A 25583-nucleotide genomic window follows, 5' to 3' on the forward strand; every position below is an offset into this window, starting at 1 on the left:
GGTCTTTTCACGTGCCTAGTCGCCATTCCGGACCAGGTCGAAGAACTCCTGGCGGGTTCGCGGATCGTCGCGCAGGCCGCCCAGCAGGTGGCTGGTGGTCAGGCGCGAGCCGGGGGTGTTCACTCCGCGCATGGTCATGCAGCTGTGCTCCGAGACGATGACGACCCCGACGCCCTTGGGCTTCAGGATGTCCTGGATCGCCTCGGCGATCTCGGCTGTCAGCTTCTCCTGGATCTGCAGCCGCCGGGCGAACCCGTGGACCACCCGCGCCAGTTTCGAGATGCCCACCACCCGGTCGTCCGGCAGGTAGCCCACGTGGGCCTTGCCCAGGAACGGCAGCATGTGGTGCTCGCAGAAGCTGACGACCCGAATGTCCCGCAGCAGCACCAGCTCGTCATAGCCGCCGACCTCCTCGAAGGTGCGGGCCAGATACTCCCGCGGGTCGCTTTCGTACCCCGCGAACAGCTCGCGATAGGCCTTCGCCACCCGTCGCGGCGTGTCGAGCAGGCCTTCGCGGTCGGGATCGTCGCCCGCCCATTCGATCAGGGTGCGGACCGCGGCCATCGCGTCCTGTTCTGTCGGCTTCGTGCGAGTGTGATCGGTCATGCGCCCTCCGCGTCCAACCGTCTCAACGATTGGGGTGCGGCAGAGGTTCAGAGGCGGGTGACAGGGCGGGTCCGGATCGCTAGGTTCCGCGCCCTTCCGCACCCCCGACTTCTAGCTTAAAGGCTTGGCCATGGCCGACGACGCTTCCGCCCACTCCGACGTCCTGAACGCGACCGCCCAGGGCCAGCTCAAGAGCATCATCGAGCGCGTCGAGCGGCTCGAGCAGGAAAAGGCGGAGATCGCCGAGCAGATCAAGGAAGTGCTGGCCGAGGCCAAGGGCAACGGCTTCGACGTCAAGATCATCCGCAAGGTGATCCGGATCCGCAAGCAGGACCGGGCCAAGCGGCAGGAAGAGGACGCCATCCTCGACCTCTACCTCTCGGCGATCGGAGAGATTTGAAGCGCAAGCCGCCAAAGTCTCCCTTCGAGGAGAGGAAGGCGGCGGCCAAGCGCGCCGCCCTGAACGCGCTGAAGCGCGCCCGGCGGACGGCCGACAAGGCCGGCGTGACGCTCTCCGAGTGGGAGGGCGAATTCCTGACCGAGGTGACCGACCGGGTGAAGACCTACGGCCGCGCCTTCGGCGACCCTGAGAAGGGCGCCGCGGGCGAGGCCCTGTCGATGCTGCAGGCTGTGAAGCTCAAGGAGATCGCGGCCAAGGCCAAGGGCGAGAAGAAGCCCATGGCTCGCGGGCGCGGCTTTCGGCGAAAGGACGGTTCGGATGGCTAGTCACGCCGTTGCGGCGCTCGCGGCGACGATCCTGGGCCTGGCCGCCGGCCCGGCGCTGGCCCAGTCGTGCAGGCTTCCCGAGGTGATCCAGCCCGCGCCAGAGCGTCCGCCGCCGGCCGGCGAAGTCTCCAGGACCGCCACTGGCTACTACATGCTGGCGCTGACCTGGTCGCCCGAGTGGTGCCGTGAGCGGGGCGATCGCCCGTCCGAACGGCTTCAGTGCCGCGACAACAGCTTTGGCTTCGTGCTGCACGGCCTGTGGCCCAATGCCAGCCGGGGCGAGCATCCGCGGTTCTGCGCCGCCGCTCCGCCGCTCGATCCGGCCACGGTCCGCCGCAGCCTGTGCATGACCCCGTCGGTCGAGCTTCTGCAGCATGAGTGGGCGGCGCACGGGACCTGCGCCTGGCCGACGTCCCAGGCCTATTTCGCCCAGGCCGCCGCTCTCTGGACGTCGCTGAGGACGCCGCGCCTGACCGCGGCGACGATGACGGGCGCACAACTGCGTCAGGCGTTCGCCGCGGCGAACCCCGGCTTGCCGCGCAACGCGATCAACCTGCGTGTGGCGCCGGGCAACCGGCTGCTGGAGGTCGGCGTCTGCTACGACCTGAAGTTCCGGCCCATCGCGTGCCCGCGCGGGACCGGCACCCCCGACAAGGTGGCGATCCGCATCACGCCGCGCGGCTGCCGGCGCTCCGGCTAGGCCGCGGCCTCTTCCTCGCCCTCGCCGCCGGCGCCCTTGACCAGGCCTTCCAGCCCATTCTCGCGGACCTTGCGATAGAGGGTGGAGCGGCCGATGCCGAGGCGGCGGGCCACCTCGCTCATGTGGCCGGCATAGACCTCGATGGCGAGCTGGATGAGGTCGCGCTCGATCTCTTCCAGGGTCCGCAGGTGCCCGCGGGCGTCCAGGATGCGCACCGGCTGGTCGACGGCCGGCTCGCCCGCTGGCGCTGCAGCGGCGCTCGGGGCCGGCGACGGCGAGGCCACATATTCCGGCGGCGGAGCGGCGACGCCCGAGATGGCCGGGAAGTCGTGCGGCTGCAGGTAGGGCGCGTCGGCGAGCACGATGGCGCGATAGACCGCGTTCTCGAGCTGGCGGACGTTGCCCGGCCAGTCGAAGGCCGAGAGGTAGGCCATGGTCTCCGCGCTGGCGCCGACCACCGACTTGCCCTCTTCCACGTTGAACCGGCGGACGAAGGCGTCGACGAGGGCGGCGATGTCTTCCTTGCGCTCGCGCAGGGCCGGGGCCTCGATGGGGAAGACGTTCAGGCGATAGTAGAGGTCCTCGCGGAACCGGCCCTCGGCCACCGCCTGGCTGAGGTCGCGGTTGGTCGCCGAGACGATGCGCACGTCCACCTTGATCGAGCGCTTGGCGCCGATCGGGTCGATCTCGCTCTCCTGCAGCGCCCGCAGCAGCTTGACCTGGATATCCAGGGGCAGCTCGCCCACTTCGTCCAGGAACAGGGTGCCGCCATTGGCCTCCTGGAACTTGCCCAGGTGCTTGTCGCTGGCGCCGGTGAAGCTGCCCTTCTCGTGGCCGAACAGGATGCTCTCGACCAGGTTCTCGGGGATCGCGCCGCAGTTCACGGCGATGAACGGCTTGCCGGCGCGGTCCGAGGAGCCGTGGACGGCGCGCGCGATCACTTCCTTGCCGACCCCGCTTTCGCCGGTGATCAGGATGGGGATCGACGACTTGGCCGCCCGCTCGCCCAGCCGCTTGACCATCAGCATGGCCGGCGAGGTCCCGATCAGGTCGTCGAAGGTGGTGCGCCCGGAGGCGTGCTTCTTGAGCCGGTCCACCTCGCTCTTCAGCGAACCCATGCTGAGGGCGTTGCGGATGGAGACGGTGATGCGTTCCGGGCTGGCCGGCTTCACGAAGAAGTCGCAGGCGCCGGACTGCATGGCCTGGACGACGGTGTCGATCCCGCCCGTGGCGGTCAGCACGATCACCGGCTGGCCGAAGCCGCGGGCGCGCATCTCGACCAGGGTGTCCTGACCCGAGATGCCCGGCATCACCAGATCCAGCAGGACCACGTCGACCACCGCGCCGGAGTTCAGGTGCTGGATGGCTTCGTCGCCGCTCTGGGCGTGGGCCACGGCAAAGCCGTCGCGTTCCAGGACGGCCTGGATCAGACGGCGTTGCGTGGGGTCGTCATCGACGACCAGGACCGTTTTGGCCATATGAAAACACCCACCGAACTTTGGCGCCCGCCTTCTGACGAGCCCACGTTTCTTGTCCCCCTTTGGTACAGGCCAAGGGTAAAGGCGGCGTTTCGCAGACCCGAATCAGGGGTTAACGGTCAGGCGGCCTGCGCGCGCGTGTCGCGGATCGTGAACAGCGGCAGGAAGGCCTGGACCAGCGGGCCGATGGCGAAGGCGTAGAGCACCGTGCCGACGCCGACCGTCCCGCCCAACAGCCACCCGGCGGCCAGCACGGTGAGCTCGATGCCCGTCCGGACGCGCCGGATCGGCCAGCCCGTGCGCCGGGACAGCCCCGTCATCAGGCCGTCGCGCGGACCGGGGCCCAGGCCGGCCCCGATGTAGAGCGCGCCGGCCACGCCGTTCGCGACCACCGCCAGCGCCAACCCGGCGCCCCGGACCGGCAGGCCGTCGAGCTCGGGAAGCACGAGCAGGCTCAGGTCCATGGCCGTGCCGATCACCAGGACGTTGGCGATCGTGCCGATCCCCGGCCACTGGCGCAGCGGGATCCACAGCAGCAGCACGGCGGCGCCCACGATGTTGACCACCAGGCCGATCGAAAGGCCCAAACGCCCGGCCAGCCCCTGGTGAAACACGTCCCAGGGGTCGAGGCCGAGGCCGGCGCGCACCATCAGCGCCATCGAGGCGCCGTAGAGCGAAAGGCCGAGGAGCAGCTGGATCAGGCGGCGGGTCATCATCATGACAGGCCAGATCGTCCAAACTGGCATTTGAAAACAGGTCCAGTTCTGCGAGGGTGGCTTCATGACGTCTCGCCGCATCGGTCCTGCCTCCCTGACCCGCCTGCTTGGCGCGTGGCGCGGCGAGCGCACCGGCCCCGCCTATGGCCAGCTGGCGGATGGCCTGCGCCTGCTGATCCTGGACGGGCGGCTGCCGCTGGACGTGGTGTTGCCGGGCGAACGTGAACTGGCCACCGCGCTGGAGGTCAGCCGCACGACCGTGACGGCGGCGCTGGGCCGGCTGCGCGACGACGGCTTCCTCGACCGCCGGCAGGGTGCCGGCGCGCGCACCCGCCTCCCCGCCGGGCCCGGTGAGCGGGGCATGACGCCCATCGTCGCCGGCGCCGTGGGCGAGGGGTTGCTGGACATGGCCTCGGCCGCTCCGCCGGCCGTCGAGGTGATGCACCAGGCCTATGCGGCGGCGCTGAGCGCCCTGCCGGCCCACCTGCCGCAGCATGGCTATGCGCCGCTGGGCCTGCCCGTGCTGCGCGAGGCGATCGCCGCCCGCTACGCCGCCCGCGGCCTGCCGACCTCGCCCGACCAGATCATGGTGACCAACGGCGCCCTGCATGCCCTGGCCCTGATGCTGCGGCTCACCTGCGGCCCGGGCGACCGGGTGGTGATCGATCACCCGACCTATCCGCACGCCATCGACGCCATCCAGCGCGCCTCCTGCCGTCCTGCGCCCGTGGGGCTGCCGGGCGAGGGCTGGGACGTGGACGGCGTGGCGGCCGCCTTGCGCCAGAGCGGGCCGCGGCTGGCCTATTTCATCGCCGATTTCCAGAACCCCACGGGACGTTGGATGACGCCGGAGGCCCGCGCCGCCATCGTGGAGGCGGCTTTGCGGGCGCGGACCACGGTGATCTTCGACGAGACTCTGGTGGACCTGTGGCTGGACGCGCCGGTGCAGCCCTATGGGCTCGCCGAGCCGGACGAGGGCCTCGTTCGTCTGGGCTCCACCGGCAAGAGCTTCTGGGGCGGCCTGCGGCTGGGATGGATCCGCGCCGACGCCCAGACGATCCAGGCGCTGTCGTTGCGGCGCTCGTCGCTCGATCTGGGCACGCCGGTGCTGGAGCAGCTGGCCGCCGTCCACCTGATGGCCAACGAGACGCCGGTGCTGGGCGCGCGCCGCGCTCTCCTGCGCGCGCAGCGTGACCACCTGCTGGGCCTGGTCCGCCAGACCCTGCCGGACTGGAAGGTCGCCTCGCCGCCGGGCGGACTGTCGCTGTGGGCCGAACTGCCGGCGCCCGTGTCCACCGCCATGGCCGCCACCTCGGAGCGTTTCGGAGTACGCCTGGCCGCCGGCCCCCGTTTCGGCGTCGACGGCGCCTTCGAACGCTTCCTCCGCCTGCCGTACACCTTGCCCGCCGACACCCTCACCGAAGTGGTCGGACGCCTGGCCCAGGCCTATGCCCGTCTCCAGCCAGGCTCTGCGTCGGCGCGGGCGCAGATGGGGGCGGTGGTCTAGGCGCGCGCAGCTGCGCGGCGGTTCCGCTGCGGCATGCTTGCGGGATAGGCCAGCCGGGGCATAGTGCCGCCTGAACGCCGATCATTTGAGAAGTCGGCTGCCGGGAGAGGGCGTCATGAGGATCGTTGGGCTGGGTTTGGCCTTGGCCGCCGCGGTGGCGCTGGCGGGCTGCCAGAAGTCGTCGCCGGGCAATGTAGACGCCAAGCGGCTGGAAGCGGCCGCGGGGAATGCCGAATGGCTGTCCTACGGCAAGGACTACAACGAACAGCGCTTCAGCCCGCTGGACCAGGTCAACGCATCCAACGTCCAGAAGCTGGGCCTGGCCTGGTACGCCGAGTTCGACACCGACCGCGGCCAGGAGGCGACCCCTCTGATGGTCGATGGGGTGCTCTACACCTCGACCGCCTGGTCCAAGGTGTTCGCCTTCGACGCCAAGAGCGGCAAGCTGCTCTGGAAGTACGATCCGGCCGTGGAGGGCGCCAAGGGCTTCGACGCCTGCTGCGACGTGGTCAACCGCGGCGTCGCGGTCTGGAAGGGCCGGGTCTACGTCGGCACGATCGACGGGCGGCTGGTCGCCCTGGACGCCAAGACCGGCAAGGTCGCCTGGAGCCAGCAGACCACCGACACCTCCAAGCCCTACACCATCACCGGCGCACCGCGGGTGGTGAAGGACAAGGTGCTGATCGGCAACGGCGGCGCCGAGTACGGCGTGCGCGGCTACATCTCCGCCTACGACGCGGCCACCGGAAAGCTGGTCTGGCGTTTCTTCACGACCCCCAATCCCAACGGCCAACCCGATGGCGCGGCCTCGGACAAGGTGATGGCCGAGAAGGCGAACGCCACGTGGTCGGACGGCGAGTGGAAGCAGACGGGCGGCGGCGGCACGGCCTGGGATTCCATGGCCTACGACCCGCAGCTGGACATCATGTATTTCGGCATCGGCAACGGCACGCCCTGGAACCACCAGAAGCGGTCGGGCGGCAAGGGCGACAACCTGTTCCTGTCGTCGATCCTGGCGCTGAAGCCGGACACCGGCGAATACGTCTGGCACTACCAGACCACGCCGGCCGAAAGCTGGGACTACACGGCCACCCAGCACATCATGCTGGCGGACCTCAACGTGGGCGGCCAGCCGCGCAAGGTGCTGATGCAGGCGCCGAAGAACGGCTTCTTCTATGTGATCGACCGGGCGACCGGGAAGCTGATCTCGGCCAAGCCCTACACCAACATCACCTGGGCCAGCGGCGTCGACATGGCGACCGGTCGGCCGATCGAGAACCCGCAGGCGCGCTATCAGGCGGGCACGGTGATGCAGGTGCCGGGACCGCTGGGCGCGCATAACTGGCAGCCGATGGCGTTCAACCCGAAAACGGGCCTGGTCTACATCCCGCTGAACGTCACGCCTTTCGCCTACGCCGACGACAAGGGCGGCTCGTACAAGCCCGGCGCCTGGAACGTGGGCGTCGACTTCGTGATCAACTCCCTGCCCACGGATGCGGCGCAGATGACCGCGCTGCAGTCCCTGATCAAGGGCCAGCTCCTGGCCTGGGACCCCGTGAATCAGAAGGCGGTCTGGACCGTCGACCACCCCTATTTCTGGAACGCCGGCGTCCTCTCGACCGCGGGCGGCCTGGTCTTCCAGGGCGCGGCCGAAGGGCAGTTCTCGGCCTACGACGCCGCCTCGGGCAAGGCGCTGTGGACCTACAAGACCGGCAACGGCGTGATCGCCGCGCCCATGACCTATTCGCTGGACGGCGAGCAGTACGTGGCGGTCATGGTCGGCGTGGGCGGCGGCGGCCAGATCTCGGCGCCGGCCTCGATGCCGACGCGCCCGCGCCTGCCGGGCCGGCTCTTGGTCTTCAAGCTGGACGGATCGGCCAAGGCGCCGGACTTCCCCGCGCCGGCCCAGGCGCCGCCCATCGACGTGGCGAACATCACCTCCACCGGCGACGTGCAGCACGGCTTCGCGCTGTTCCACAAGAACTGCCAGGTCTGCCACGGCCCCAACGCCTCGGGCGCCTGGCTGCCGGACCTGAAGCGCTCGCCGATGCTGATGACCGCCGACAACTGGAAGGGCGTGGTCATCGACGGCGCCAGCGCCAGCCGCGGCATGGCCAGTTTCTCGCGGTTCCTGACCGCACAGGAGGCCGAGGATATCCGGGCCTACGTCCTCACCGAGGCGCGCAAAGCCGCGGACGCCACCGCGGTCGCCCCGCCCACCCCGGCGCCCGCCGCCAAGGTGACGGCGCCGCCGGCGGGTTAGAGCGAGCCGAAGGCGCAGTCAGGCGACCTCCAAGACGCCAAGTGTCCGGAGCGGCCGGGGTCTCTTGGCGTCCTTGGCGCCTTGGCGGTGATCTTCTGCCCGGCGCTGACGCGCCCAGGCGCTAGGGGAGCGCCGCCGCGAACTGGTCGACGATCCAGTCGGCCTGCGCGTCGGTCAGGATCAGCGGCGGGGCGATGCGGATGGTGTGTTCGTGGGTCTCCTTGGCCAGGAGGCCGCGGGCCTGCAGCGTCTCGCAGACCCGGCGGGCGCCGCCGGCGTCGTGCTGGAGTTCCACGGCGATCATCAGGCCGCGGCCGCGGACCTCCTTCACTGACGGCGTGGCGATGGCCGCGAGGCCCGCCTGCAGCCTGGCGCCGACGCGGGCGGCGTTCTCGATCATGCCTTCCTCGGTCAGCACCTTCAGCGCCGCGCGCGCCACGGCGCAGGCCAGGGGATTGCCGCCGAAGGTCGAGCCATGCTCGCCGGGGTGCAGCACGCTCATCACCTCGCTGTTCGAGAGCACCGCCGAGACCGGATAGAAGCCGCCGGAGAGCGCCTTGCCGATCAGGGTCAGGTCGGCCTCGATCCCCTCGTGCTCCTCGGCCAGCAGCTTGCCTGTTCGGCCCAGGCCCGTCTGGATCTCGTCCAGGATCAGGATGACGTTGTGTCGGGTGCAGAGCTCGCGGACCCGCTTCAGGTAGCCGGCCGGCGGGATGATCACCCCGGCCTCGCCCTGGATCGGCTCGACCAGAAAGGCCACGGTGTTGGGCCCGATGGCGGCCTCCAGCGCGTCCGCGTCACCGAACGGCACGGTCTTGAATCCCGGCGCGAAGGGTCCGAAGCCGCCGCGGGACTGCGGATCGGTGGAGAAGCCGACGATGGCCACGGTGCGCCCGTGGAAGTTCTCGGAGGCGACGATGATCTCGGCCTGGCCGTCCGGCACGCCCTTGACCTCATAGCCCCACTTGCGGGCCACCTTCAGCGCCGTCTCCACCGCCTCGGCGCCCGAGTTCATGGGCAGGACCTTGTGGCTGTTCGTCAGGGCGCAGAGCTCTTCGTAGAACGGCGCGAGCTGGTCGTTGCGGAAGGCGCGCGACGTCAGGGTCAGCTTCGCCGCCTGTTCCGTCATGGCGGCCAGGATCTTCGGGTGGCAGTGGCCCTGGTTCACCGCGGAATAGGCCGACAGGCAGTCCAGGTAGCGGTTGCCGTCCACGTCCCAGACGTAGGTTCCCTCGCCGCGGGTCAGGACCACGTCCAGCGGCTTGTAGTTCTTGGCCCCGTACTGGGCTTCGGTCTCGATGTAGCGGGTGGCGAGCGAGCGCTTGAGGGCGATGTCGTTCATCGGAGTGCTCCCTATTCGGCGGCGTGCAGTTGGGCGGCGGGGACCGAGGCGCGGTCGAGGCGCAGGGTCATGCAGTAGGAGGCGCCGCCCGAGAGGATGAAGGGCGACAGGTCCACCTCGGTGAGGGTGTAGCCGCGGTCCTGCAGCTTGGCCCGCAGGCTGTCCGGCGCCCGGGCCATGACGATCCGCTCGCCGAGGTTGACGGCGTTGACGCAGAAGGCGGCGGCCTCCTCGGCGGTGGCCTCGATGCGCTGGGCTTCCGGGACCCGCGCGCGGATCGCCGCCAGGGAATCGGGGGTGAAGGCGGCCGGGTAGTAGAGCACCGTGCCGCCGGCCAGCGGGCAGAAGCAGGTGTCCAGGTGGTAGAACTGCTCGGTGGCCAGCTCGAGGGCGACGGTCTCGTGGCCGAAGGTCCTGCGGATCACCGGGATCGCGGCGCGGCTCGACCTGGGCCCGTGGCCGCACCAGAACAGCCGGCGGTCGGCGTCCCAGATCGCATCGCCCGCGCCCTCGTGGAACAGGCCCTCCGGCAGGTCGACGATCTCGCGCACCAGGCCGCGGGTCTTCAGCCGCTGGAACACCGAGCGCAGGATCGGCTCCTCGCCCTGGCGTTCCGGATAGCGGAAGCGGGCCAGCAGCACCTTGCCGTCCAGGACCACGGCGGCGTTGGCAGGGAACACGAGGTCCGGCAGCCCCTTCACCGCCGCGATCGTCTCCACGTGGGCGCCTGCGGCCAGCAAGGCGGCGCGGAGGGCCGCGGAGCCGGCGAGGGCGGCCGCGGCATGGGCCGGGGTCCAGACCTTGGGGTCCATCCACGGGTTGATCCGGTAGCTCACGTCGAAGCAGGCCGGGTCGGTCATGAGGAAGGTCGGGCGGTCCATGCGCACTCCTGCTGGGTCGTCCAGCCAAGGTTCGCCCCGGCGTGCGCTAGCGTATAGTTCCCAGCCTGCTACAATACGCCGATCAGTTTGGCGTTTCGTCAGGATGGAGTGACCAAATGTCGGACGACCTGGACCGGCGGCTGATCGCCCTGCTGCGCGCCGATTCCCGCACCCCCGCCGCCAGCCTGGCCAAGACGCTGAAGGTCTCGCGCGGCACCATCCAGAACCGGATCGAACGGCTCGTCGCCCGCGGCGTGATCCAGGGGTTCACCATCCGCACCCGCCCGGACGCCGACTCCAGCCGGGTGCGGGCGGTGATGACCATCGCCATCGAGGGCGAGCGCTCGCGCCACGTCGTCCAGGCGTTGAAGGGCTTTCCCGAGGTCGCGGCAGTCCACACCACCAACGGACGCTGGGACCTGGTGGCCGAGCTGGACGTCGACACCCTCGCCGCCTTCAGCCAGGTGCTGGACCGGATCCGGGAAATCGAGGGCATCGCCTCCACGGAAACCTCGATCCTGCTGGCGACGCAGAAGCTCTAGGGATGATAGAACGGCGTCCATGAACGTCCCTTTCAAGACCGATGCGCTGCCGGAATGGCGGCTGGACGACCTCTATGCCGACCGCGAGGATCCGCGGATCGCCGCCGACATGGCCGAGGCCGAGCGCCTGAACCAGGAACTGGCCAAGCTGGAGGGCCGGCTGGTCGCCACCCGGGACCGTCCCGCCGAACTGGGCGGCATCATCGACCGGGGCGTCGAGCTCTACGAGCAGGCCGTCAACGCCATGTGGAGCGTGGGCGCCTATGCCGCCCTGTCGGCCTCGGTAGCGCGGGACGACCCGGCCTGGTCGAAGTTCGAGGCGGACCTGCGGGCCCGCTCCGCCCAGATCGCCTCGCTCAGCCTGTTCTTCACCCTGGAGATCAACAAGCTCGACGACGTCGAACTGGAAGCCGCGCTCAAGGCGCACAAGCCGGCCCAGCGCTGGCGGCCCTGGCTGCGGCGCGTCCGGGCGGGCCGTCCGCACGAGCTGTCGCCCGACCTCGAGAAGCTGCTGCTGGACAAGGCGCCGGCCACCGCCAACTGGAGCCGCCTGTCCGACGAGACCCTCGCGAAGCTGAGCGCCCGGGTGGGCGGCGAGACCCTGACCCTGTCCGAACTGCTGAACCGGATGTCGAGCCCGGACCCGGCCCAGCGCAAGGCCGCCGCGGCGGCCCTGTCCAAGGCCCTGGCCGACCGGGCTCCGGTGCTGGCGCTCAGCCTCAACACCCTGGCCTTCGAGAAGCAGGTCGAGGACCGCTGGCGCAAGTTCTCCACCCCAGCCGCCGCCCGCCACCTGGCCAACGAGGTCGACGCCGACGCGGTCGAGGCGCTGGAGGCGGCAGTGGTCGACGGCTACGCGTCGGTCAGCCACCGCTACTACGCCCTGAAGGCCAAGGCGCTGGGCCGCACGCACCTGGACCATTGGGACCGCAACTGCCCGCTCGATACCGCCCAGCCGCGCACCTATTCCTGGGACGAGGCCAAGAGCGTGGTGCTGGAGAGCTTCGAGGCGCTGGCCCCGCAGTTCGCCCAGACGGCGCAGACCTTCTTCAACCAGCCCTGGATCGACGCGCGGCCCCGGCCGGGCAAGCAGTCCGGCGCCTATTCGCACTCGGTCACGGCGACCCGGCATCCGTACGTCTTCATGAACTACATGGGCGAGCGGCGCGACGTGCTGACCCTGGCCCACGAGCTGGGCCACGCGGTGCACCAGACCCTTTGCAGGCCGCTCGGCACCCTGCTGGCCGACACGCCGCTCACCCTGGCCGAGACCGCCTCGATCTTCGGCGAGGGACTGGTGTTCGAGAAGCTGCTGGCCGAGGCCACGCCGCAGGAGCGCCGCGGACTGCTCGCCGGCAAGATCGAGGACGGGATCAACACCGTCATCCGCCAGATCGCCTTCCACCGCTTCGAGACGCGGTTCCACGCCGCCCGCCTGCAGGGCGAGCTGTCGGCCGACGAGATCGGCAGCCTGTGGGTGGAGGTGATGGCCGAGAGCCTGGGTCCGGCGGTGCGGCTTGACAAGGGCTATCGCCATTACTGGGCCTACGTCAGCCACTTCGTCCACGCGCCGTTCTACGTCTACGCCTATGCGTTCGGCGACCTCTTGGTCCGCGGCCTCATGGAGAAGCGGCGCGAGGACCCCAAGGCGTTCGCGCCCCTGTACGAGAAGCTGCTCGCCGGCGGCGGGACCAGGACCTACGTCGAGGCCCTGGCCGCCTTCGGCCTGAACCCGCGGGAAAAGGCCTTCTGGGCCGCGGGCGTGAAGCAGCTGGAGCGGCTGGTGGACGAGTTCGAGGCCCTGGTCTGAGGCCTCACGCTTTCGACCACGCCTCCCACAGGAGCTGGCCGCCCACCAGGATCATGAGCACGTAGATAAGGGTGTAGAACCGGCCGGGGTCGATGCGGCGGACCAGCCAGACGCCGGCGAAGGTGCTGGCGATGGCGACCGGCAGCAGGGCGGCGGCGGTCAGCAGGTTCTGCGCCGTGAACTGGCCCAGCGCCCAGTAGGCCGGAACCTTGATCCAGTTGATGGTGGCGAAATAGATCGCCGTCGTGCCGACCAGGCTGGCGGGCGGCAGCGCCTTGGGCAGCACCCACATCTGGAACGGCGGCTGGCCCGCGTGGGCGATCTGGCTGGTGAAGCCGGAGGCCGCGCCCAGGGCCACGCCCAGCGCCGCGTCGGCGGCGGGCGGGATGTCGCGCGGCGTGGCCGCCCGGCCGCCCCGGGCCAGCCACAGCCGGTGCACGGCGAAGAGGATCGAGATCGCCCCCAGCACGGCCAAGATGGCCGTCGAGGACACCTTCGCCGCCAGCAGGTAGCCGGCCACGATGCCGACCGCCGCGCCCGGCAGCATGATCGCCAGCGTCCTGCGGTCCCAGGTCTTTCGGAACGCCCAGACGCCAACCACGTCCTGCACGATCAGGATCGGCAGCAGGATGGCGGCCGCCTTGACCGGCGAAATGGCCAGGGCCAGCAGGGGCATGGCCACGGCGCCGACGCCTGAGAACCCGCCCTTGGCCAGGCCCAGCAGGACGACGGCCGGGATCGCCAGGGCATAGAACAATGGGTCGGTCAGCATGCCCTGTCGGGCCTAGCGTGGCCGGGCGGCGACGGCAATCGGTGTGCGGCGCAGCGAAAGGCTGGAAAAGTCGGGAACCTAACCTTTGATAATCCGTATTGAGCCCATGCCCCGGGCCAAGATCCTCATCGTGGAAGACGAATTCGTCGTCGCAGCGAACCTCGAAGCCATACTGGAAGAGCGCGGGCACGAGCCCGTCGGCATCGCCCCCGATCTCGAGACGGCCCTGCGCCTGGCCGAGGAGCGTCCCGACTTGGCGCTGGTGGACATCAACCTGCGCGATGGCGAGACCGGGCCGGCGATCGCCGAGCGCCTGCGCGAACGCGACGTCGCCGTCCTCTTCGTCACGGCCAATCCCAGGATGCTGGACGAGCGCGGGGCCACCGCCATCGGCGTGCTCACCAAGCCCTGCGACGAGGACCTGGTGCTTGCGGCCGTCGAATATGCTCTCAGCGCGCGCAGGGGTATCCCGCTGCCCGCGCCGCCCGCCGGGCTGACGCTGCTGCGGGCCGCCTGAAGCCGGTCACCCGCCCCATTCGCGGCTGAGGTGCGCCGCCGGCAGGTCCATCTCCACGGCCAGTCCTTCCCGCCGCCAGTCCCGCGTCATCGTCCCGCCCAGCTGCTGGACGACGCTGAGTTCGGCCAGCCGCGAGCCGAAGCCTTCCCGCTGCGGCGGCCCTTCCACGGCGGGGCCGTCCTGCTCGACCCAGCCGATGCGCATCATCGGGCCTCGCGCCTCGATGCTGACGGCGACCCGCCCGTCCGGCGTCGACAGCGCGCCGTATTTGGCCGCGTTGGTGGCGAGCTCGTGGAAGGCGAGGGCCACCGGCGTCGCGCCGCGGTCGTCGACGAACACGTCGTCGCCCTCCACCGTGATCCGCCCCTCGTCGAAGGCCGGGTAGGGGCGGAAGATCTCCGTCAGCAGGCCGCGCAGCGTCGAGCTGCCCAGTTCGGGGCGCGACATCTCGCTGTGGGGCCGCGCGAACTCGTGGGCGCGGCCCAGGGCGGCGATCCGATGTTGCAGGTCGCGCGCCCAGGGCTTCAACTGCGGTTCGTGGCGGCTGGTGAGGCCGATGAGCCCCGAGATCACGGCGAAGATGTTCTTGATCCGGTGGCTCAGCTCGCGGCTCAGCAGCTCGTTCTGCTCGGCGGCCCGCTTGGCCTGGTGGATGTCCGTGCAGGTGCCGATCCAGCGGGTGATCCGTCCGGCGTCGTCCCGTACGGGCAGGGCGCGGCCTAGCGTCCAGCGGTACTCGCCGCTGTGGTGGCGCAGGCGGTATTCGATCTCGTAGGGCTCGCCCGTCGCCAGGCTGTGCCGCCAGCGCGCCCAGGCCTTGTCCTGGTCGTCGGGGTGGAACATGCCGTTCCAGCCTTCTCCGTCCGTCGACCCGACGGGGACGCCCGTGAACTCGTACCAGCGGGCGTTGTAGTAGTCGTGGAAGCCGTCCGGTCGCGTCGACCAGACCATTTGGGGCATGGCTTCGGTCAACACCTGGAACGTCGCCTGGGTCTGGCTCACCGCGGGGGCGTCGGATCCGCCGCCTGGCGCCCACGGCACATCCTCCCCGGCCGTGGTCACGGCGGAGGGCTGCCGGCCATCGGCAGGGCGCACGGTCTCTTCGGTCACGGTCTTCCTACTTGCAGCGATCGGCCGGTGGAACGTCGACGGCCCCCTCGGGATCCTGGCCCGGCGTCAACGCAGGCCGAAGAACCAGAGGACGGCGAGGACAACGACGATCAGCCCGACGATATAGATTATGCGGTTCATGAGTGGCTCCTTAGCCCATGTTAAGGTGCCGCTTGTCCTTCAGGTTCCCACCGCACCGGTTGCGGCGTTGCGCGGCCTGCCCGGCTTGCTAACCATGGCGCCCTTCGACGGGGGATCTCCATGACGTGTAAGCTTGCCGCCGCGATCATCGCATCGCTGGGCCTGTCGTGCGCCGCGGCGCGAGCGGCCGAGCCGCCGGTCCTGCCGATGAGCCCGTCCGAACAGGCGCATCCTGCCCTGCCCGAGGTCCTGACCCAGCGCGATCGGGCCAAGGTGGTCGACGCCATCCTCGCCGACCGGCTGGAGACCGTCATCCCCCGCCTGATGCGCGAGCAGGGCGTCGACATGTGGGTCCTGGTGGCGCGCGAATATCTGGAAGACCCGGTGGTCGCCACGATGCTCGACGGCGAGAGCCTGCGCGCCCGCCGCCGCACCATCCTGGTGTTCTTCGACCCCGGCGCCGGCAGGCCGGTGGAGCGCCTGACGGTCAGCCGCTACGGGCTCGGCGGCCTCTTCAGGCCGGTGTGGAATCCCGACGCCCAGCCGGACCAGTGGAAGGCCCTGGCCGAAGTGATCGCCGCGCGCGATCCGAAGAAGATCGCCGTCAACACCTCGTCGCTGAGCGCCTTCGGCGACGGGATCACTCTCAGCCAGCACACCGAGATGGTGGCCGCCCTCTCGCCGGAGCTCCGGACGCGGCTGGTGTCGGGCGTGGGGCTGTCGATCGGCTGGCTCGAGACCCGCACGCCCATGGAGATGAGGATCTACCCGGGCATCGTGCGGCTGGCGCACGCCGTGCTGGCCGAGGGTTTCTCGTCCAAGGTGATCAAGCCGGGCGTGACCACGGCCGACGACGTGGTCTGGTGGTATCGGGAGCGGCTGGCGCGCCTGGGCGTCGACACCTGGTTCCACCCCTCCGTCGGCATCACGCGCCAGGGCGAGAAGGGCCTGCTGGAAGGCGAAACGGTCATCCGGAAGGGCGACCTGCTCTGGTGCGACTTCGGCATCACTTACCTGCGGCTCAACACCGACACCCAGCACCTGGCCTATGTGCTGAAGGATGGCGAAACCCAGGCGCCCGCGGGCCTGCGGGCGGGCTTGGCCGCCGCCAACGCGGTCCAGGATGCGCTGACCTCGTCGTTCAAGGTGGGCGAGACCGGCAACGCCGTGCTGGCCGCCGCCCGGGCCAAGGCGATCGCAAAGGGGCTGAAGCCGTCGATCTACACGCACCCGCTCGGCTACCACGGCCACGCGGCCGGGCCGGCCATCGGCATGTGGGATGACCAGGACGGCGTCCCGCACGGCGAGTTCAAGGTCCACGCCGACACCGCATGGTCCATCGAGCTGTCCGCCTTCGCCCCGGTGCCCGAATGGGGCGGCCAGGAGGTGCCGTTCCGCACCGAGGAGGACGCGTTCTACGACGGCAAGAGCGTTCGCTACCTGGACGGCCGCCAGACCGCGCTCACCCTGATCGGGGCGGGGCGATAGCTCTCAGGTCCAGGTCTCGTTCGCCCCCCGGCGGCGGGCGGTCTGCGTCGGCGGCGGGGCGGGCCTGGGGCCCGGCCGTCCGAACAGCCAGCCCTGGCCCAGGCGAACCCCCAGGCCGGCGACCCGCTGGGCCGTGTCCTCGGTCTCGATCATCTCGGCCACGGTGGCGACGCCCAGTTCGGCGCAGAGTTCGGCGAGGCGCTTCAGCAGCGTCACGTCCCGCGGACGGCTGTCGAGGGACCTGACGAACCGGCCGTCGAACTTGACGATGTCGGCCTCCAGCTCGCGCAGGTAGTCCAGCGACGCGGACCCGGCGCCGAAGTCGTCGAGGCAGACGACGTGCCCCGCCGTTCGCAGGCGTTGGATATGGGCGTTGGCGGCGGCGAGATCGGCGAGCCTGTGGCTCTCGGTGACCTCCAGCATCAGCCGCGGCCGAAGCGTCGGGAAGGCCGCCGTGGTGTGGAGGATCTCCTCCACGAAGCCGGGCGACTCCAGCGAGAAGGCGCTGATGTTGGCGGCGATGCGGACCTCCGGCGGAGAGTCCCGCAAGGCGCCGGCGACGTTTCTCACCACCGTCATGTCGAACTCGACGACCAGGCCGAGCTCCTCGGCCAGCTTGATCGTCGCGGCAGGGCCGCCGCCGCCCTCGAAACGGGTCAGGGCCTCGTAGTGGTGGACGCCTCGCGTGCGCAGATCCACGACCGGCTGGTAGACCAGCTCGAAGCGGCCCTCCCGGATCATGTCCTTGAAACGGTTCGAGTCGGCGACGGTCTGGCGCAGCGCGGCCTCGAAGCCCTGGGCGGCGGCCGACGGCCCGTCCTCGATGCAGCGGTCCAGGGCGTAGCGGATCGCCCGCAGGCTCTCGCCAGGCGATGCCGGGTCCAGCGCCAGTTCGCCGGACGACATCTCGACGCCGGGCCCCGTCAGCTCCCGAATGCGTTGCGCCAGGGCCTCGGGGCCTCCGGGTCCCGAGCGCAGCATCGCGAACCGCTCGGAGCCGAGGTCCGCGGCCGGGGCGCCGCCGTACGACGCCGCGCGCAGGACGGCGGCCAACTTGCGCCGCACGGTCTCGGCCGCCTCGGGGTCCATGGCCGCGAGAGCGGGGGCGAGGCCGGTGAACTCCAGCAGATCGACGTGCAGGGCCGAGCCCGTCTGTTCGGCGTGCTTGAGCAGGCTGAGCGCGGCGGTCTCGAAGTCTTCGCGGCTGGTCAGGCCCGCGGCGTCGACCTGCACCTGGGCCGGGCTGGGCTGCCAGAGGCTCAGGGCGGCGGCCACGCCGCTGCGCTCCGGCATCTGGAACAGCGACAGCATCGCCGGCTGGACGCCGCCGCGACCCACCAGGCCGATCCTGAACGGCCCGCGGCGCTCGCCCGGGCGCAGATCCTGCAGGACGGCCTCGATCAGGTCGGCGTCGGCGGTGTCGATGAGATCGAGGAACCGGTCTCCGGCCAGGGACTCGGCCTGCCGCCCGACCAACTGCCCGCCGGCGCCGGTCCCGAACACGACACGACCGTCCTTGGCGACCTCCAGCACCATGTCGGCGCTGGCGAAGACGAAGGCCAGAAGTTGCAGAACGCTGGGCGCCCCCGGGGTCGGCCGGCTCGGCGCCGCGCTCCCGGATTCCACTCTGCTCGCTGACGCCGCCATCCCTCTCCACCTCAACCGCGAGGACCGCAGCGATGGGAACCCGGCCGCTGCAGTCAGACCGGATAGCCCGGCTGTGCTTACGGGGTGCTGAACGCCGCGGAGATTTTTTGTTCGTCGCGCCGATCCGCCGCCGGTCGCAACCCGGTGGCGTCCCCGGCCGACTCGTTTCATCAGCCGCTCCCCGTTCTTCGCAGAGAGTTTCCGCATGCGCCTGCCCTCGCTCGCCCTCTTGGCCCCGGTCTCGCTCGCCGCCTGCGGCAAGACCGACACCGCCGAAGCCCCCAAGGGCGTGGACGCGGCGGCCGCGGCGACGGCGTCCGGGCTGGTGCTCGGCGGCGACGGCCTGCCGCGGATCAAGCCCGGCCTCTGGGAGGTCGTGCAGACCGAGGACGGCCAGAGCGAGACCACCCGTCACTGCACGGGCGCCGAGGTGAACGCTGAGGTGCGCGAGATGCTCACCCGCGAGATGCCTGGCTGCAAGACCGAGCGCTCGGCCAGCCCGACTGGCTTGCGCGTGAAGGCCCTGTGCGAACAGGCCGGCGGCATGAAGACGGACGCCACCATCGTGATGACCGGCTCGGAGGCGGCCTACGACATGAGCGTCGGCCTCTACCTCGTGCAGCCCGACGGCACGCGGGAAGGCAGCGAAAGCACCCTGAAGGCCAAGTGGATCGGCGCCTGCCCGCCCGGCGTGAAGCCCGGCGAAGACCTCGAATAGGCGGCGAGACGCTCAGACGTCGCGCATCCGATAGGACCGTGGCCGGCGCGCGAACCAGCCGGCCACGACGCAGGTGGCGCGCCCGTCGCGGACGGTCACCGTCGTGCGCTTCCCAGGACCGGGCTGGAAGGTCACCGACCGGCCCAGGAACTCCACCGTCACCGCGCCGGGTCCGCTGAACTGGCAGACGCTGTAGTTCTCGGGGTTCATGAAGCCGTCCTCGCGGAAGGCGGCGCAGCTCACGTCGCCCAGATGTCGCGTGAAGGTGATCTTGTTGTAGGTGAAGGTCTTCGGCCGCTTGTAGCCGACCACCGCCGGCGAGGCCCGATCGACCACCGGGCAGGGCGGCCCTTCGATGGTCCATGCCGCCTTCTCCGCCCGCGCCCCGGCCCAGGTCCGGTAGACGTCGATGGCCGGCACGGCGACCAGCAGCATCAGGATGCCGCCCAGGCCGGCGTGCTGCAGGACGATGTCGCGGCGGGACGGTTTCCTCAGCGCCCGGATGGTTTCGAACACGCCACCCTCCCGAATTACATGCGTAGTAACTTACACGCGTAACTCAGGCTGGCAAGCCTCTAGAACATGGGATCCGGCGGCGGCCGCCTCTTCTTGCGCGGCCGTTCCCACATGACGCCCGGATAGCCCTTCAGCGGCGCCAGCGGCGCGCCGAGGTAGGTCCAGTCCGCCTGCTGGGCGAGGTTCATATGATAGCGCGGCTCGCGGCCCGTCCGGGTGGGGAACAGGGCGCGCGGGACATTGACCATCTTCGGCGACCGGGCCCGCTCGTAGGCCAGCGGCGTCCCGCAGCGGCTGCAGAAGGACCGCACCGTGCCGGCGGATTCGTCCTCGTAGCGCGTGACATGCTCTTCGCCCGCGACGAAGCGGAACCGGCTGCGCCAGCTGCCCACGTAGGTGGCGTAGGCCGCGCCGTGGGCGTGACGGCTGGCGGCGGCGTGGTCGTGCCAGGCCCAGCGCGCCGGGACGCCGATCTCCACCTCCACCGCTCCGCAGACGCAGGCGCCCACCGCCACCTCGCCCCGCGGCATCAGTCCACCCCCAGCCAGTCGAGGATCGCCGCGTTGGCCTCCCGCGGATAGGTGTGGCTGAGGTCCTCGATCTCCAGATAGGTCACGTCGGCGCCAGCGCGGCCGAGCCCGGCGGCGGCTTCCCGCGCCATGTCGACGGGGAACATCCAGTCCAGCGCCCCGTGGACGATGTGGATCGGCAGGCCCGTGACGCGGGCGGGCTCGGCGGAGCTGGCCAGCATCGGATGGAACGCCGCCGACACCGGCGCCAGGTGGGTGAACGGCGAGGTCTGCTCCAGGCCGCTGACATAGCTGAAGGTGCCGCCGTCGCTCATCCCCGTCAGCAGGATCCGGCCGGGATCGATGTTCCAGCGGCCGCGGACATAACCCAGCAGGCGGTGCAGGTTCGGGGTGTCCGGATCCGGCCCGCTGATGGCCCAGGTGCGCCCCACGGCCGTCGGCGCCACGAGGATCGCCCCGCGCGTGCGGGCGTCGCGCAGCCAGCTCCAAAGGAAAGACCCGCCATTGCCGCTGCCGCCGTGCAGCGCCACCACCAGCGGCCAGGCCACGTCGGGGTCGTAGAACTCGGGCACATAGGCCGAGAAGCCGCCCCGCGAGTCCGGGGCGTTGTCGTAATGCAGGACCCCGGTGTCGGGCCGGGGCTCGGCCTTGGCCAGCCGCCGCAGCCGCTCGCCGTCCTCCCGCGCAGCGGGGTCGAGGAAGTAGCGGTTCACCGGCGCCAGGTCGCGCGCCAGCGGATAGAGCGCCTCCTGGGCCTTGGGGAGGTGGCGCAGGGCGCGGAAGATCGCGGTCGGGCCGTCCGGGTCCTGCGGCGCGGCCCGCAGAGCGGCGAAGGCGGCGAGCGCCGCTTCGGCCGCGGCCAGCAGCGGCCCGCGTACCTGCTCCAGCGCCTCGGGCCAGGCCCGCAGCCGCGGGACCTGGGCGCCCAACTCGGCGTCCGGCTGTCCCACCGCCGCCAGCACGGCCTCGAAGTCCGGCGGGTGCAGATAGCGCGCGACGAAGGCCAGGCGCTCCAGCGCCTGCAGCAGCGGCGGCAGGACGGCCACCAGATCGTCGAGTTCGCGCTCTTCCAACGGTCGCCCCGGGGCCTTCAGGCCCAACCTAGGGTGCGCACGCGGAAAGGGAAGCCCGCGGCCGTCAGGCGGCCGGGCGGAACGCCAGGACGCGCAGGTCCGGCGCATCCCTCAGGCGCAGCACCCGCTTCAGCTCCGCCACCTTCGCCGGGGGCCCGGACAGGGCGATCTCGCCGTCCGCCATGGCGTCGGAGAGGCCCTTGTGGCCCAGCCAGACGCGCACGAAGGCCTCCAGGTCGGCGCTCAGCACCACGTCGACCTCGGCGCCGGGGTCCTTCAGGCACACCTCCACGTCGGTCCGGCGCAGGATCATCCACCAGTAGCGGCGCGCGGCGTGGGCGCGGGGGATGCCCCGGAACTCCAGACGCAGGACGATGTCGCGCGCCGGAAGCTCGGACGCCGCGATCTGCCGCCGCATGCCCCACATCAGCAGGGTGGGATCCAGCTCCTCGTGGGCGATGCGGCCCTGTCCGTGACGCTGGCCCCATTCCGACATCAGGCAGACGATGCCCGAGAGCTGCTCCCCCGCGGGCGTGAGGCGGTAGAGCTTGCCCTGCGCCAGGGGCTCGGTGGCCACCACGCCCGCCTCCTCCAGTTCGGTCAGCCGCTGGACCAGGAGGGCGCGCGACATCAGCGGCACGCCCGAATGGATCTCGGTGAACCGCCGGGGTCCGAAGCACAGTTCGCGAACGACCAGCGGCGTCCACCGCTGGGCGAAGATCTCGGCCGTCTTGGCGACCGGGCAGAATTGTCCATAGCCTTTCATGCGGACACGGTCGGCTGGATAACTCGGTTCGACAAGTTCATTCTTCGAACTGGAGCCGTTGCGGCGATCTGGAGGACAAGGCGGCAACGACTGCACTTTCGAGGAACGACCGACATGACCATCGACGTCAAAGCGCCCCCGTCGGCCACGGCTGCGGACTGGGTCCGCCGCACGCACGACCTGGGCCCGAAGATCGCCGCCCGGGCGGCGGCGGCCGACGAGACCGACGCCTTCGTGGCCGAGAACCTGGCCCTGCTGAAGGCCGAGGGGTTCCATACCGCCGCGGTTCCGGCGGAACTGGGCGGCGGCGGGGCTAGCCATGCCGAGCTGGCCGCCATGCTGCGCACCCTGGCGACCTACTGCGGCTCCACGGCGCTGGCCCTCGCCATGCACACCCACGCCGTGGCCCTGCCGGCCTGGCGCTGGCGGCGCACGCCGGAAGCCGTGGAGGGCCTGCTGAAGCGGGTGGTGGCCGAGAACCTGACCCTCGTCTCCAGCGGCGGCTCCGACTGGCTGGACGGCTCGTGCCGCGCCACGCCCGTGGAGGGCGGTTTCCGCGTCACCGGTCGCAAGGTCTTCGCCAGCGGCTGCCAGAGCGGCGACCTCCTGGTGACCATGGCCGTCCTGGACGCGCCGGAGGGGCCGATGGTCCTGCACCTGGCGATCCCGATGCGGGCGGAGGGCCTGAAGGTCCTCGACACCTGGCGGACGCTGGGCATGCGCGGCACCGGCTCTCATGACCTGGAGCTCACCGAGGTGTTCGTGCCCGACGCGGCCGTGACGGTCCGCCGGCCCCAGGGCAAGTGGCACCCGCTGATGCATATGGTGTCCCTGATCGCCTTCCCCCTGATCATGAGCGTCTACGCCGGCCTGGCCGAGGCGGCGGCGGAAAAGGCCGTGGACCTGGCCACCGCCCGCAAGCCGTCGCCCGACACCGAACTGCTGATCGGCGAGATGGAGACCCACCTGACCGCCGCGCGCCTGGCGCTCGGCGACATGCTGGCCTGCGCCGCCGGCGACGAACCCGGGCCCGCCGCCACGAACCGGATCATGACCGGCCGCACCCTGGTGGCGCGGGCGGCGATCGCCACCGTGGAAAAGGCTATGGAGGCCGCGGGCGGCGCCGGCTTCTACCGCAAGACGGGCCTGGAGCGGATCTGGCGCGACGTCCAGGCCGCCCGCTACCACCCGCTGCAGGAGAAGCCCCAGGCTCGGCTGGCCGGCCGCCTGGCCCTGGGCCTGCCCATCGACGGCTGACGCCATACGCCCCGCCGCTCCTCAGGGGCGGCGGGGAACCGCTTGCGATTTTTCAAACGCCCGTTAGACCGGTCGGGATGGCCAACGACCTCTCCGACAAGACCGGATCTTCGAAGGAAACCTACGACGACCGGCCGTTCCATTCCGAGGACCTGCCGCCCGAGGTGCGCGCCCCGCTCGCGCCCTACAAGGGCGGAGAGCCCGCCGCCCCGTCGTGGTTCAAGTGGGCCATCGCGCAGGAGCCGGAGCGCAGCTTCGTCACCTCGCACGGCACGAGGATCGAGGCCCTGACCTGGGGCGAGCGCGGCAAGCCCGGCCTGCTGCTGGTCCACGGCAACAGCGCCCACGCCGACTGGTGGAGCTTCATCGCCCCATATCTCGCCAAGGATTTCCGGGTGGCGTCGATGTCGCTGGCCGGCATGGGCCAGTCGGACTGGCGCGAGACCTACCGCTTCTCAGACTTCGCCGACGACGCCGAGGCGGTGAGCCGGGCGACCGGGCTCTACGACGGCGGCCGCAAGCCGATCTACATCGGCCACTCCTTCGGCGGCGGCCAGGTGTTCTTCACCGCCGCCCAGCGGCCCGAGCTGATGGAGGCGGCGATCCTGGTGGACACCGGCTTCGGCGGCCCGCCCCCCGAGGTGATGAAGGAGCGCGAGAAGCGCCGCGAGCTCCTGGCCAACATCCCCAGCCCGGACAAGCCCAGCCGCGTCTATCCCAGCCTGGAGAAGGCGCTGGAGCGCTTCCGGCTGATGCCGCCGCAGCCCGCCGAGAACCACTACATCCTCGACTTCATCGCTCGCCGCTCGCTGAAGCGGGCCCCGCTGCCGGCGAGCGAAGTGACGGATGACGGATCGGGCGAGGGCTACGCCTGGAAGTTCGATCCGAACATGTGGGAAAAGCTGGACCGCTCGGGCATGAGCATGTCCTCGGGCGGCAAGCTGCCGCCCGTCGCCGTGCCGCTGGTCCACATGTACGGCGAGAAGAGCCGGATCATCGAGCGCCGCCGGGCCGGCGAGGAGACCGCCCTGGCCGAGGTGGCCCGGGAGATCGAGATTCCGGATTCGCATCATCACGTGATGATCGACCAGCCGCTGGCGCTGGTCGCCGCGCTCCGGACGCTCCTCGCCACTTGGCCGCATTGAACCTGGCGGGCGCATCGTGTATCGCCCGATCGACTTCCCATTCATTCGAGAGTGAAATCCCGATGGCCGGAACGCCTTCCGACTACCAGCGCGGCAACATGGACATCGCCGAGCAGGTCTCCACCTTCCATCTGGTGATGGGCCTGACGAAGTGGGGCTCGCTCTACATCTCGGCCGGCCTGCTGTTCTTCACCCTCCTGTTCTGCACCCACACCGGCTTCGTCGGCTCGGCGATCTCGGCCGTGGTGCTGGTGGTGCTGGGCACGCTCCTGTTGCGCGACAAGAAGGACGCCGCGGCGCACTGACGCCCGGATCCGACGGCCGATCTTTCGAGAAGCCTCCGCGCGAGCGGAGGCTTTGTCGTGTCTGGCCCCGCCCTCGGACAGGCTGAACGGCGGTCGGTCCACGGGCAGGCCGTTGCGCGCGCCCGGCGTCACCACCTCGCGCCCGCAAGAATGTTGCGCCGCACTATTGCGCTGCGGCAGGAATTTTCAAACGCGCGTTCAAATCAACCCCGGAGGCGGCTGGACAATCCGTCGAAACGCCCCCTATGGTCGCGCCGCAATCGCGCCGATCGGGGGATTTCGCGGACCATGGCCGTCATCGCCGTCACCAAGGAGCGCCGCGCCGGGGAGACCCGGGTGGCCACTGTCCCCGAGACGGTGAAGAAGCTCATCGGCGCCGGATTCTCCGTGGTCGTGGAAAGCGGCGCGGGCGTCGCCGCGTCCTATCCCGACGCCGACTATCAGGCCGCCGGCGCGACCATCGCCAAGACCGCGAAGGACGCCATCGCCAAGGCCGACATCCTGTTCAAGGTGCGCGGCCCTGAGCCCGACGAGATCAAGGCCCTGAAGCCGGGCGCTGTCGTGGCCGCCAGCCTGAACCCCTACATGGACCGCGCCACGCTCGACGCGCTCGCCAAACAGGGCGCCACCGCCTTCGCCATGGAATTCGTGCCCCGGATCACCCGGGCCCAGGTCATGGACGTGCTGTCGTCCCAGGCCAACCTCGCCGGCTACCGCGCTGTGATCGAGGCCGCCGAGGCCTATGGCAAGGCCATGCCGATGATGATGACCGCCGCCGGCACCGTCGCCGCGGCCAAGGTGTTCGTCATGGGCGTGGGCGTCGCGGGCCTCCAGGCCATCGCCACCGCCCGCCGCCTGGGCGCGGTGGTGACCGCCACCGACGTGCGCCCGGCCACCAAGGAGCAGGTGGAAAGCCTGGGCGCCAAGTTCCTCGCCGTCGAGGACGAGGAGTTCAAGAACGCCCAGACCGCCGGCGGCTACGCCAAGGAGATGAGCAAGGAATACCAGGCCAAGCAGGCCGAGCTGG

Annotated in this window: 26 protein-coding genes; 14 read left to right on the forward strand and 12 right to left on the reverse strand. The window is 70.6% G+C overall.

The window, feature by feature from the left end; genetic code table 11:
- Positions 1 to 15: 15 nt before the first annotated feature.
- A complete protein-coding gene (folE, locus tag AX721_RS23510) occupies positions 16 to 606 on the reverse strand; it encodes a GTP cyclohydrolase I FolE (RefSeq protein ID WP_068878399.1) in 591 nt (196 codons plus the stop codon).
- Between the two features lie 130 nt (positions 607 to 736).
- Between folE and AX721_RS23515 the strand changes: the two genes are divergently transcribed.
- The 3 genes from AX721_RS23515 to AX721_RS23525 are packed head-to-tail and all read left to right on the forward strand — an operon-like array spanning position 737 to position 2032.
- Complete coding sequence (locus tag AX721_RS23515; RefSeq protein WP_068878400.1) at positions 737 to 1006, forward strand: DUF2312 domain-containing protein; 270 nt, start codon at positions 737 to 739, stop codon at positions 1004 to 1006.
- Positions 1003 to 1332, forward strand: a complete 330-nt coding sequence (locus tag AX721_RS23520) for a hypothetical protein (RefSeq protein ID WP_068878401.1) — start codon at positions 1003 to 1005, stop codon at positions 1330 to 1332. Before AX721_RS23515 ends, AX721_RS23520 begins: the two co-directional genes overlap by 4 nt.
- On the forward strand, positions 1325 to 2032 hold the full coding sequence (locus tag AX721_RS23525; protein ID WP_068878402.1) for a ribonuclease T2: 708 nt from the start codon (positions 1325 to 1327) through the stop codon (positions 2030 to 2032). The genes AX721_RS23520 and AX721_RS23525 overlap by 8 nt, the downstream gene beginning before the upstream one ends.
- Here the strand turns inward: AX721_RS23525 and AX721_RS23530 are convergent.
- Positions 2029 to 3510, reverse strand: a complete 1482-nt coding sequence (locus tag AX721_RS23530) for a sigma-54 dependent transcriptional regulator (protein WP_068878403.1) — start codon at positions 3508 to 3510, stop codon at positions 2029 to 2031. The two genes, AX721_RS23525 and AX721_RS23530, sit on opposite strands and share 4 nt — an antisense overlap.
- Before the next feature lie 119 nt (positions 3511 to 3629).
- The gene (locus AX721_RS23535) at positions 3630 to 4229 is read right to left on the reverse strand and encodes a YitT family protein (RefSeq protein WP_068878404.1); all 600 of its coding nucleotides are present in this window, start codon (positions 4227 to 4229) and stop codon (positions 3630 to 3632) included.
- A 61-nt stretch (positions 4230 to 4290) separates the two neighbouring features.
- On the opposite strand from AX721_RS23535, the gene AX721_RS23540 reads away from it, so the two are divergent.
- Together AX721_RS23540 and AX721_RS23545 are read left to right on the forward strand one after the other, a co-directional pair.
- Positions 4291 to 5733: a PLP-dependent aminotransferase family protein gene (locus AX721_RS23540; protein ID WP_068878405.1), complete on the forward strand. Its 1443-nt coding sequence runs from the start codon at positions 4291 to 4293 to the stop codon at positions 5731 to 5733.
- Between the two features lie 115 nt (positions 5734 to 5848).
- Entirely contained in the window at positions 5849 to 7996 is a 2148-nt protein-coding gene (locus AX721_RS23545; RefSeq protein WP_082765597.1) for a PQQ-dependent dehydrogenase, methanol/ethanol family, read from the forward strand.
- A gap of 121 nt (positions 7997 to 8117) precedes the next feature.
- On the opposite strand, the gene rocD is transcribed toward AX721_RS23545, so the two are convergent.
- Together rocD and AX721_RS23555 are read right to left on the reverse strand one after the other, a co-directional pair.
- Positions 8118 to 9338, reverse strand: a complete 1221-nt coding sequence (gene rocD, locus AX721_RS23550) for an ornithine--oxo-acid transaminase (protein ID WP_068878406.1) — start codon at positions 9336 to 9338, stop codon at positions 8118 to 8120.
- 11 nt (positions 9339 to 9349) lie between these two features.
- Positions 9350 to 10219 (reverse strand): dimethylarginine dimethylaminohydrolase family protein, encoded by an 870-nt coding sequence (locus AX721_RS23555; RefSeq protein WP_068878407.1) that lies wholly within the window; start codon positions 10217 to 10219, stop codon positions 9350 to 9352.
- Between the two features lie 116 nt (positions 10220 to 10335).
- On the opposite strand from AX721_RS23555, the gene AX721_RS23560 reads away from it, so the two are divergent.
- Both AX721_RS23560 and AX721_RS23565 read left to right on the forward strand, forming a co-directional pair.
- On the forward strand, positions 10336 to 10761 hold the full coding sequence (locus tag AX721_RS23560; RefSeq protein ID WP_068878408.1) for an Lrp/AsnC family transcriptional regulator: 426 nt from the start codon (positions 10336 to 10338) through the stop codon (positions 10759 to 10761).
- Positions 10762 to 10780: 19 nt separating this feature from the next.
- Positions 10781 to 12571 carry a M3 family oligoendopeptidase gene (locus tag AX721_RS23565; RefSeq protein WP_068878409.1) on the forward strand — a complete coding sequence of 597 codons (1791 nt, stop codon included), beginning with the start codon at positions 10781 to 10783 and terminating at the stop codon, positions 12569 to 12571.
- Positions 12572 to 12575: 4 nt separating this feature from the next.
- Here the strand turns inward: AX721_RS23565 and AX721_RS23570 are convergent, their stop codons facing one another.
- Complete coding sequence (locus AX721_RS23570) at positions 12576 to 13343, reverse strand: sulfite exporter TauE/SafE family protein (protein WP_068878410.1); 768 nt, start codon at positions 13341 to 13343, stop codon at positions 12576 to 12578.
- Positions 13344 to 13449: 106 nt separating this feature from the next.
- On the opposite strand from AX721_RS23570, the gene AX721_RS23575 reads away from it, so the two are divergent.
- A complete protein-coding gene (locus AX721_RS23575; protein WP_068878411.1) occupies positions 13450 to 13860 on the forward strand; it encodes a response regulator in 411 nt (136 codons plus the stop codon).
- 6 nt (positions 13861 to 13866) lie between these two features.
- Here AX721_RS23575 and AX721_RS23580 read toward each other — a convergent pair whose 3' ends face one another.
- On the reverse strand, positions 13867 to 14970 hold the full coding sequence (locus AX721_RS23580; RefSeq protein WP_068878412.1) for a sensor histidine kinase: 1104 nt from the start codon (positions 14968 to 14970) through the stop codon (positions 13867 to 13869).
- Between the two features lie 261 nt (positions 14971 to 15231).
- On the opposite strand from AX721_RS23580, the gene AX721_RS23585 reads away from it, so the two are divergent.
- Positions 15232 to 16599, forward strand: coding sequence for a M24 family metallopeptidase (locus AX721_RS23585; RefSeq protein ID WP_082765598.1), 1368 nt, complete (start codon positions 15232 to 15234; stop codon positions 16597 to 16599).
- Positions 16600 to 16602: 3 nt separating this feature from the next.
- On the opposite strand, the gene AX721_RS23590 is transcribed toward AX721_RS23585, so the two are convergent.
- Positions 16603 to 18225: an EAL domain-containing protein gene (locus AX721_RS23590; protein WP_068878413.1), complete on the reverse strand. Its 1623-nt coding sequence runs from the start codon at positions 18223 to 18225 to the stop codon at positions 16603 to 16605.
- A gap of 226 nt (positions 18226 to 18451) precedes the next feature.
- Here AX721_RS23590 and AX721_RS23595 point away from each other — a divergent pair, with 226 nt between their 5' ends.
- Entirely contained in the window at positions 18452 to 18964 is a 513-nt protein-coding gene (locus AX721_RS23595; protein ID WP_068878414.1) for a DUF3617 family protein, read from the forward strand.
- 12 nt (positions 18965 to 18976) lie between these two features.
- Here AX721_RS23595 and AX721_RS23600 read toward each other — a convergent pair whose 3' ends face one another.
- From AX721_RS23600 to AX721_RS23615, 4 genes are all read right to left on the reverse strand, one after another.
- Entirely contained in the window at positions 18977 to 19480 is a 504-nt protein-coding gene (locus AX721_RS23600; protein WP_068878415.1) for a hypothetical protein, read from the reverse strand.
- 59 nt (positions 19481 to 19539) lie between these two features.
- On the reverse strand, positions 19540 to 20010 hold the full coding sequence (locus AX721_RS23605; RefSeq protein ID WP_068878416.1) for a GFA family protein: 471 nt from the start codon (positions 20008 to 20010) through the stop codon (positions 19540 to 19542).
- Positions 20010 to 21083, reverse strand: coding sequence for a phospholipase (locus tag AX721_RS23610; RefSeq protein ID WP_068878417.1), 1074 nt, complete (start codon positions 21081 to 21083; stop codon positions 20010 to 20012). The genes AX721_RS23605 and AX721_RS23610 overlap by 1 nt, the downstream gene beginning before the upstream one ends.
- 64 nt (positions 21084 to 21147) lie before the next feature.
- On the reverse strand, positions 21148 to 21849 hold the full coding sequence (locus AX721_RS23615) for a winged helix-turn-helix transcriptional regulator (RefSeq protein WP_068878418.1): 702 nt from the start codon (positions 21847 to 21849) through the stop codon (positions 21148 to 21150).
- 114 nt (positions 21850 to 21963) lie between these two features.
- Between AX721_RS23615 and AX721_RS23620 the strand changes: the two genes are divergently transcribed.
- From AX721_RS23620 to AX721_RS23635, 4 genes are all read left to right on the forward strand, one after another.
- Entirely contained in the window at positions 21964 to 23106 is a 1143-nt protein-coding gene (locus AX721_RS23620) for an acyl-CoA dehydrogenase family protein (RefSeq protein ID WP_068878419.1), read from the forward strand.
- A 77-nt stretch (positions 23107 to 23183) separates the two neighbouring features.
- A complete protein-coding gene (locus tag AX721_RS23625; protein ID WP_068878420.1) occupies positions 23184 to 24251 on the forward strand; it encodes an alpha/beta fold hydrolase in 1068 nt (355 codons plus the stop codon).
- 62 nt (positions 24252 to 24313) lie between these two features.
- Complete coding sequence (locus tag AX721_RS23630; RefSeq protein ID WP_068878421.1) at positions 24314 to 24556, forward strand: aa3-type cytochrome c oxidase subunit IV; 243 nt, start codon at positions 24314 to 24316, stop codon at positions 24554 to 24556.
- A 288-nt stretch (positions 24557 to 24844) separates the two neighbouring features.
- Positions 24845 to 25583: NAD(P) transhydrogenase subunit alpha (locus AX721_RS23635; protein ID WP_068878422.1), on the forward strand; the 739-nt coding region annotated here is incomplete at its 3' end.

The sequence above is a fragment of the Phenylobacterium sp. CCH9-H3 genome, assembly GCF_001557235.1.
Taxonomy (GTDB): domain Bacteria; phylum Pseudomonadota; class Alphaproteobacteria; order Caulobacterales; family Caulobacteraceae; genus Phenylobacterium.

Excerpts from the sequence above, each read along its gene's own strand:
- AX721_RS23615 (WP_068878418.1), bottom strand. The coding sequence starts at position 21,849 with ATGAAAGGCTATGGACAATTCTGCCCGGTCGCCAAGACGGCCGAGATC.
- AX721_RS23515 (WP_068878400.1), top strand. The coding sequence starts at position 737 with ATGGCCGACGACGCTTCCGCCCACTCCGACGTCCTGAACGCGACCGCC.
- AX721_RS23555 (WP_068878407.1), bottom strand. The coding sequence starts at position 10,219 with ATGGACCGCCCGACCTTCCTCATGACCGACCCGGCCTGCTTCGACGTG.
- rocD (WP_068878406.1), bottom strand. The coding sequence starts at position 9,338 with ATGAACGACATCGCCCTCAAGCGCTCGCTCGCCACCCGCTACATCGAG.
- AX721_RS23595 (WP_068878414.1), top strand. The coding sequence starts at position 18,452 with ATGCGCCTGCCCTCGCTCGCCCTCTTGGCCCCGGTCTCGCTCGCCGCC.
- AX721_RS23535 (WP_068878404.1), bottom strand. The coding sequence starts at position 4,229 with ATGATGATGACCCGCCGCCTGATCCAGCTGCTCCTCGGCCTTTCGCTC.
- AX721_RS23605 (WP_068878416.1), bottom strand. The coding sequence starts at position 20,010 with ATGCCGCGGGGCGAGGTGGCGGTGGGCGCCTGCGTCTGCGGAGCGGTG.
- AX721_RS23570 (WP_068878410.1), bottom strand. The coding sequence starts at position 13,343 with ATGCTGACCGACCCATTGTTCTATGCCCTGGCGATCCCGGCCGTCGTC.
- AX721_RS23560 (WP_068878408.1), top strand. The coding sequence starts at position 10,336 with ATGTCGGACGACCTGGACCGGCGGCTGATCGCCCTGCTGCGCGCCGAT.
- AX721_RS23625 (WP_068878420.1), top strand. The coding sequence starts at position 23,184 with ATGGCCAACGACCTCTCCGACAAGACCGGATCTTCGAAGGAAACCTAC.
- AX721_RS23620 (WP_068878419.1), top strand. The coding sequence starts at position 21,964 with ATGACCATCGACGTCAAAGCGCCCCCGTCGGCCACGGCTGCGGACTGG.
- AX721_RS23540 (WP_068878405.1), top strand. The coding sequence starts at position 4,291 with ATGACGTCTCGCCGCATCGGTCCTGCCTCCCTGACCCGCCTGCTTGGC.
- AX721_RS23585 (WP_082765598.1), top strand. The coding sequence starts at position 15,232 with ATGACGTGTAAGCTTGCCGCCGCGATCATCGCATCGCTGGGCCTGTCG.
- folE (WP_068878399.1), bottom strand. The coding sequence starts at position 606 with ATGACCGATCACACTCGCACGAAGCCGACAGAACAGGACGCGATGGCC.
- AX721_RS23545 (WP_082765597.1), top strand. The coding sequence starts at position 5,849 with ATGAGGATCGTTGGGCTGGGTTTGGCCTTGGCCGCCGCGGTGGCGCTG.
- AX721_RS23565 (WP_068878409.1), top strand. The coding sequence starts at position 10,781 with ATGAACGTCCCTTTCAAGACCGATGCGCTGCCGGAATGGCGGCTGGAC.
- AX721_RS23575 (WP_068878411.1), top strand. The coding sequence starts at position 13,450 with ATGCCCCGGGCCAAGATCCTCATCGTGGAAGACGAATTCGTCGTCGCA.
- AX721_RS23530 (WP_068878403.1), bottom strand. The coding sequence starts at position 3,510 with ATGGCCAAAACGGTCCTGGTCGTCGATGACGACCCCACGCAACGCCGT.
- AX721_RS23525 (WP_068878402.1), top strand. The coding sequence starts at position 1,325 with ATGGCTAGTCACGCCGTTGCGGCGCTCGCGGCGACGATCCTGGGCCTG.
- AX721_RS23630 (WP_068878421.1), top strand. The coding sequence starts at position 24,314 with ATGGCCGGAACGCCTTCCGACTACCAGCGCGGCAACATGGACATCGCC.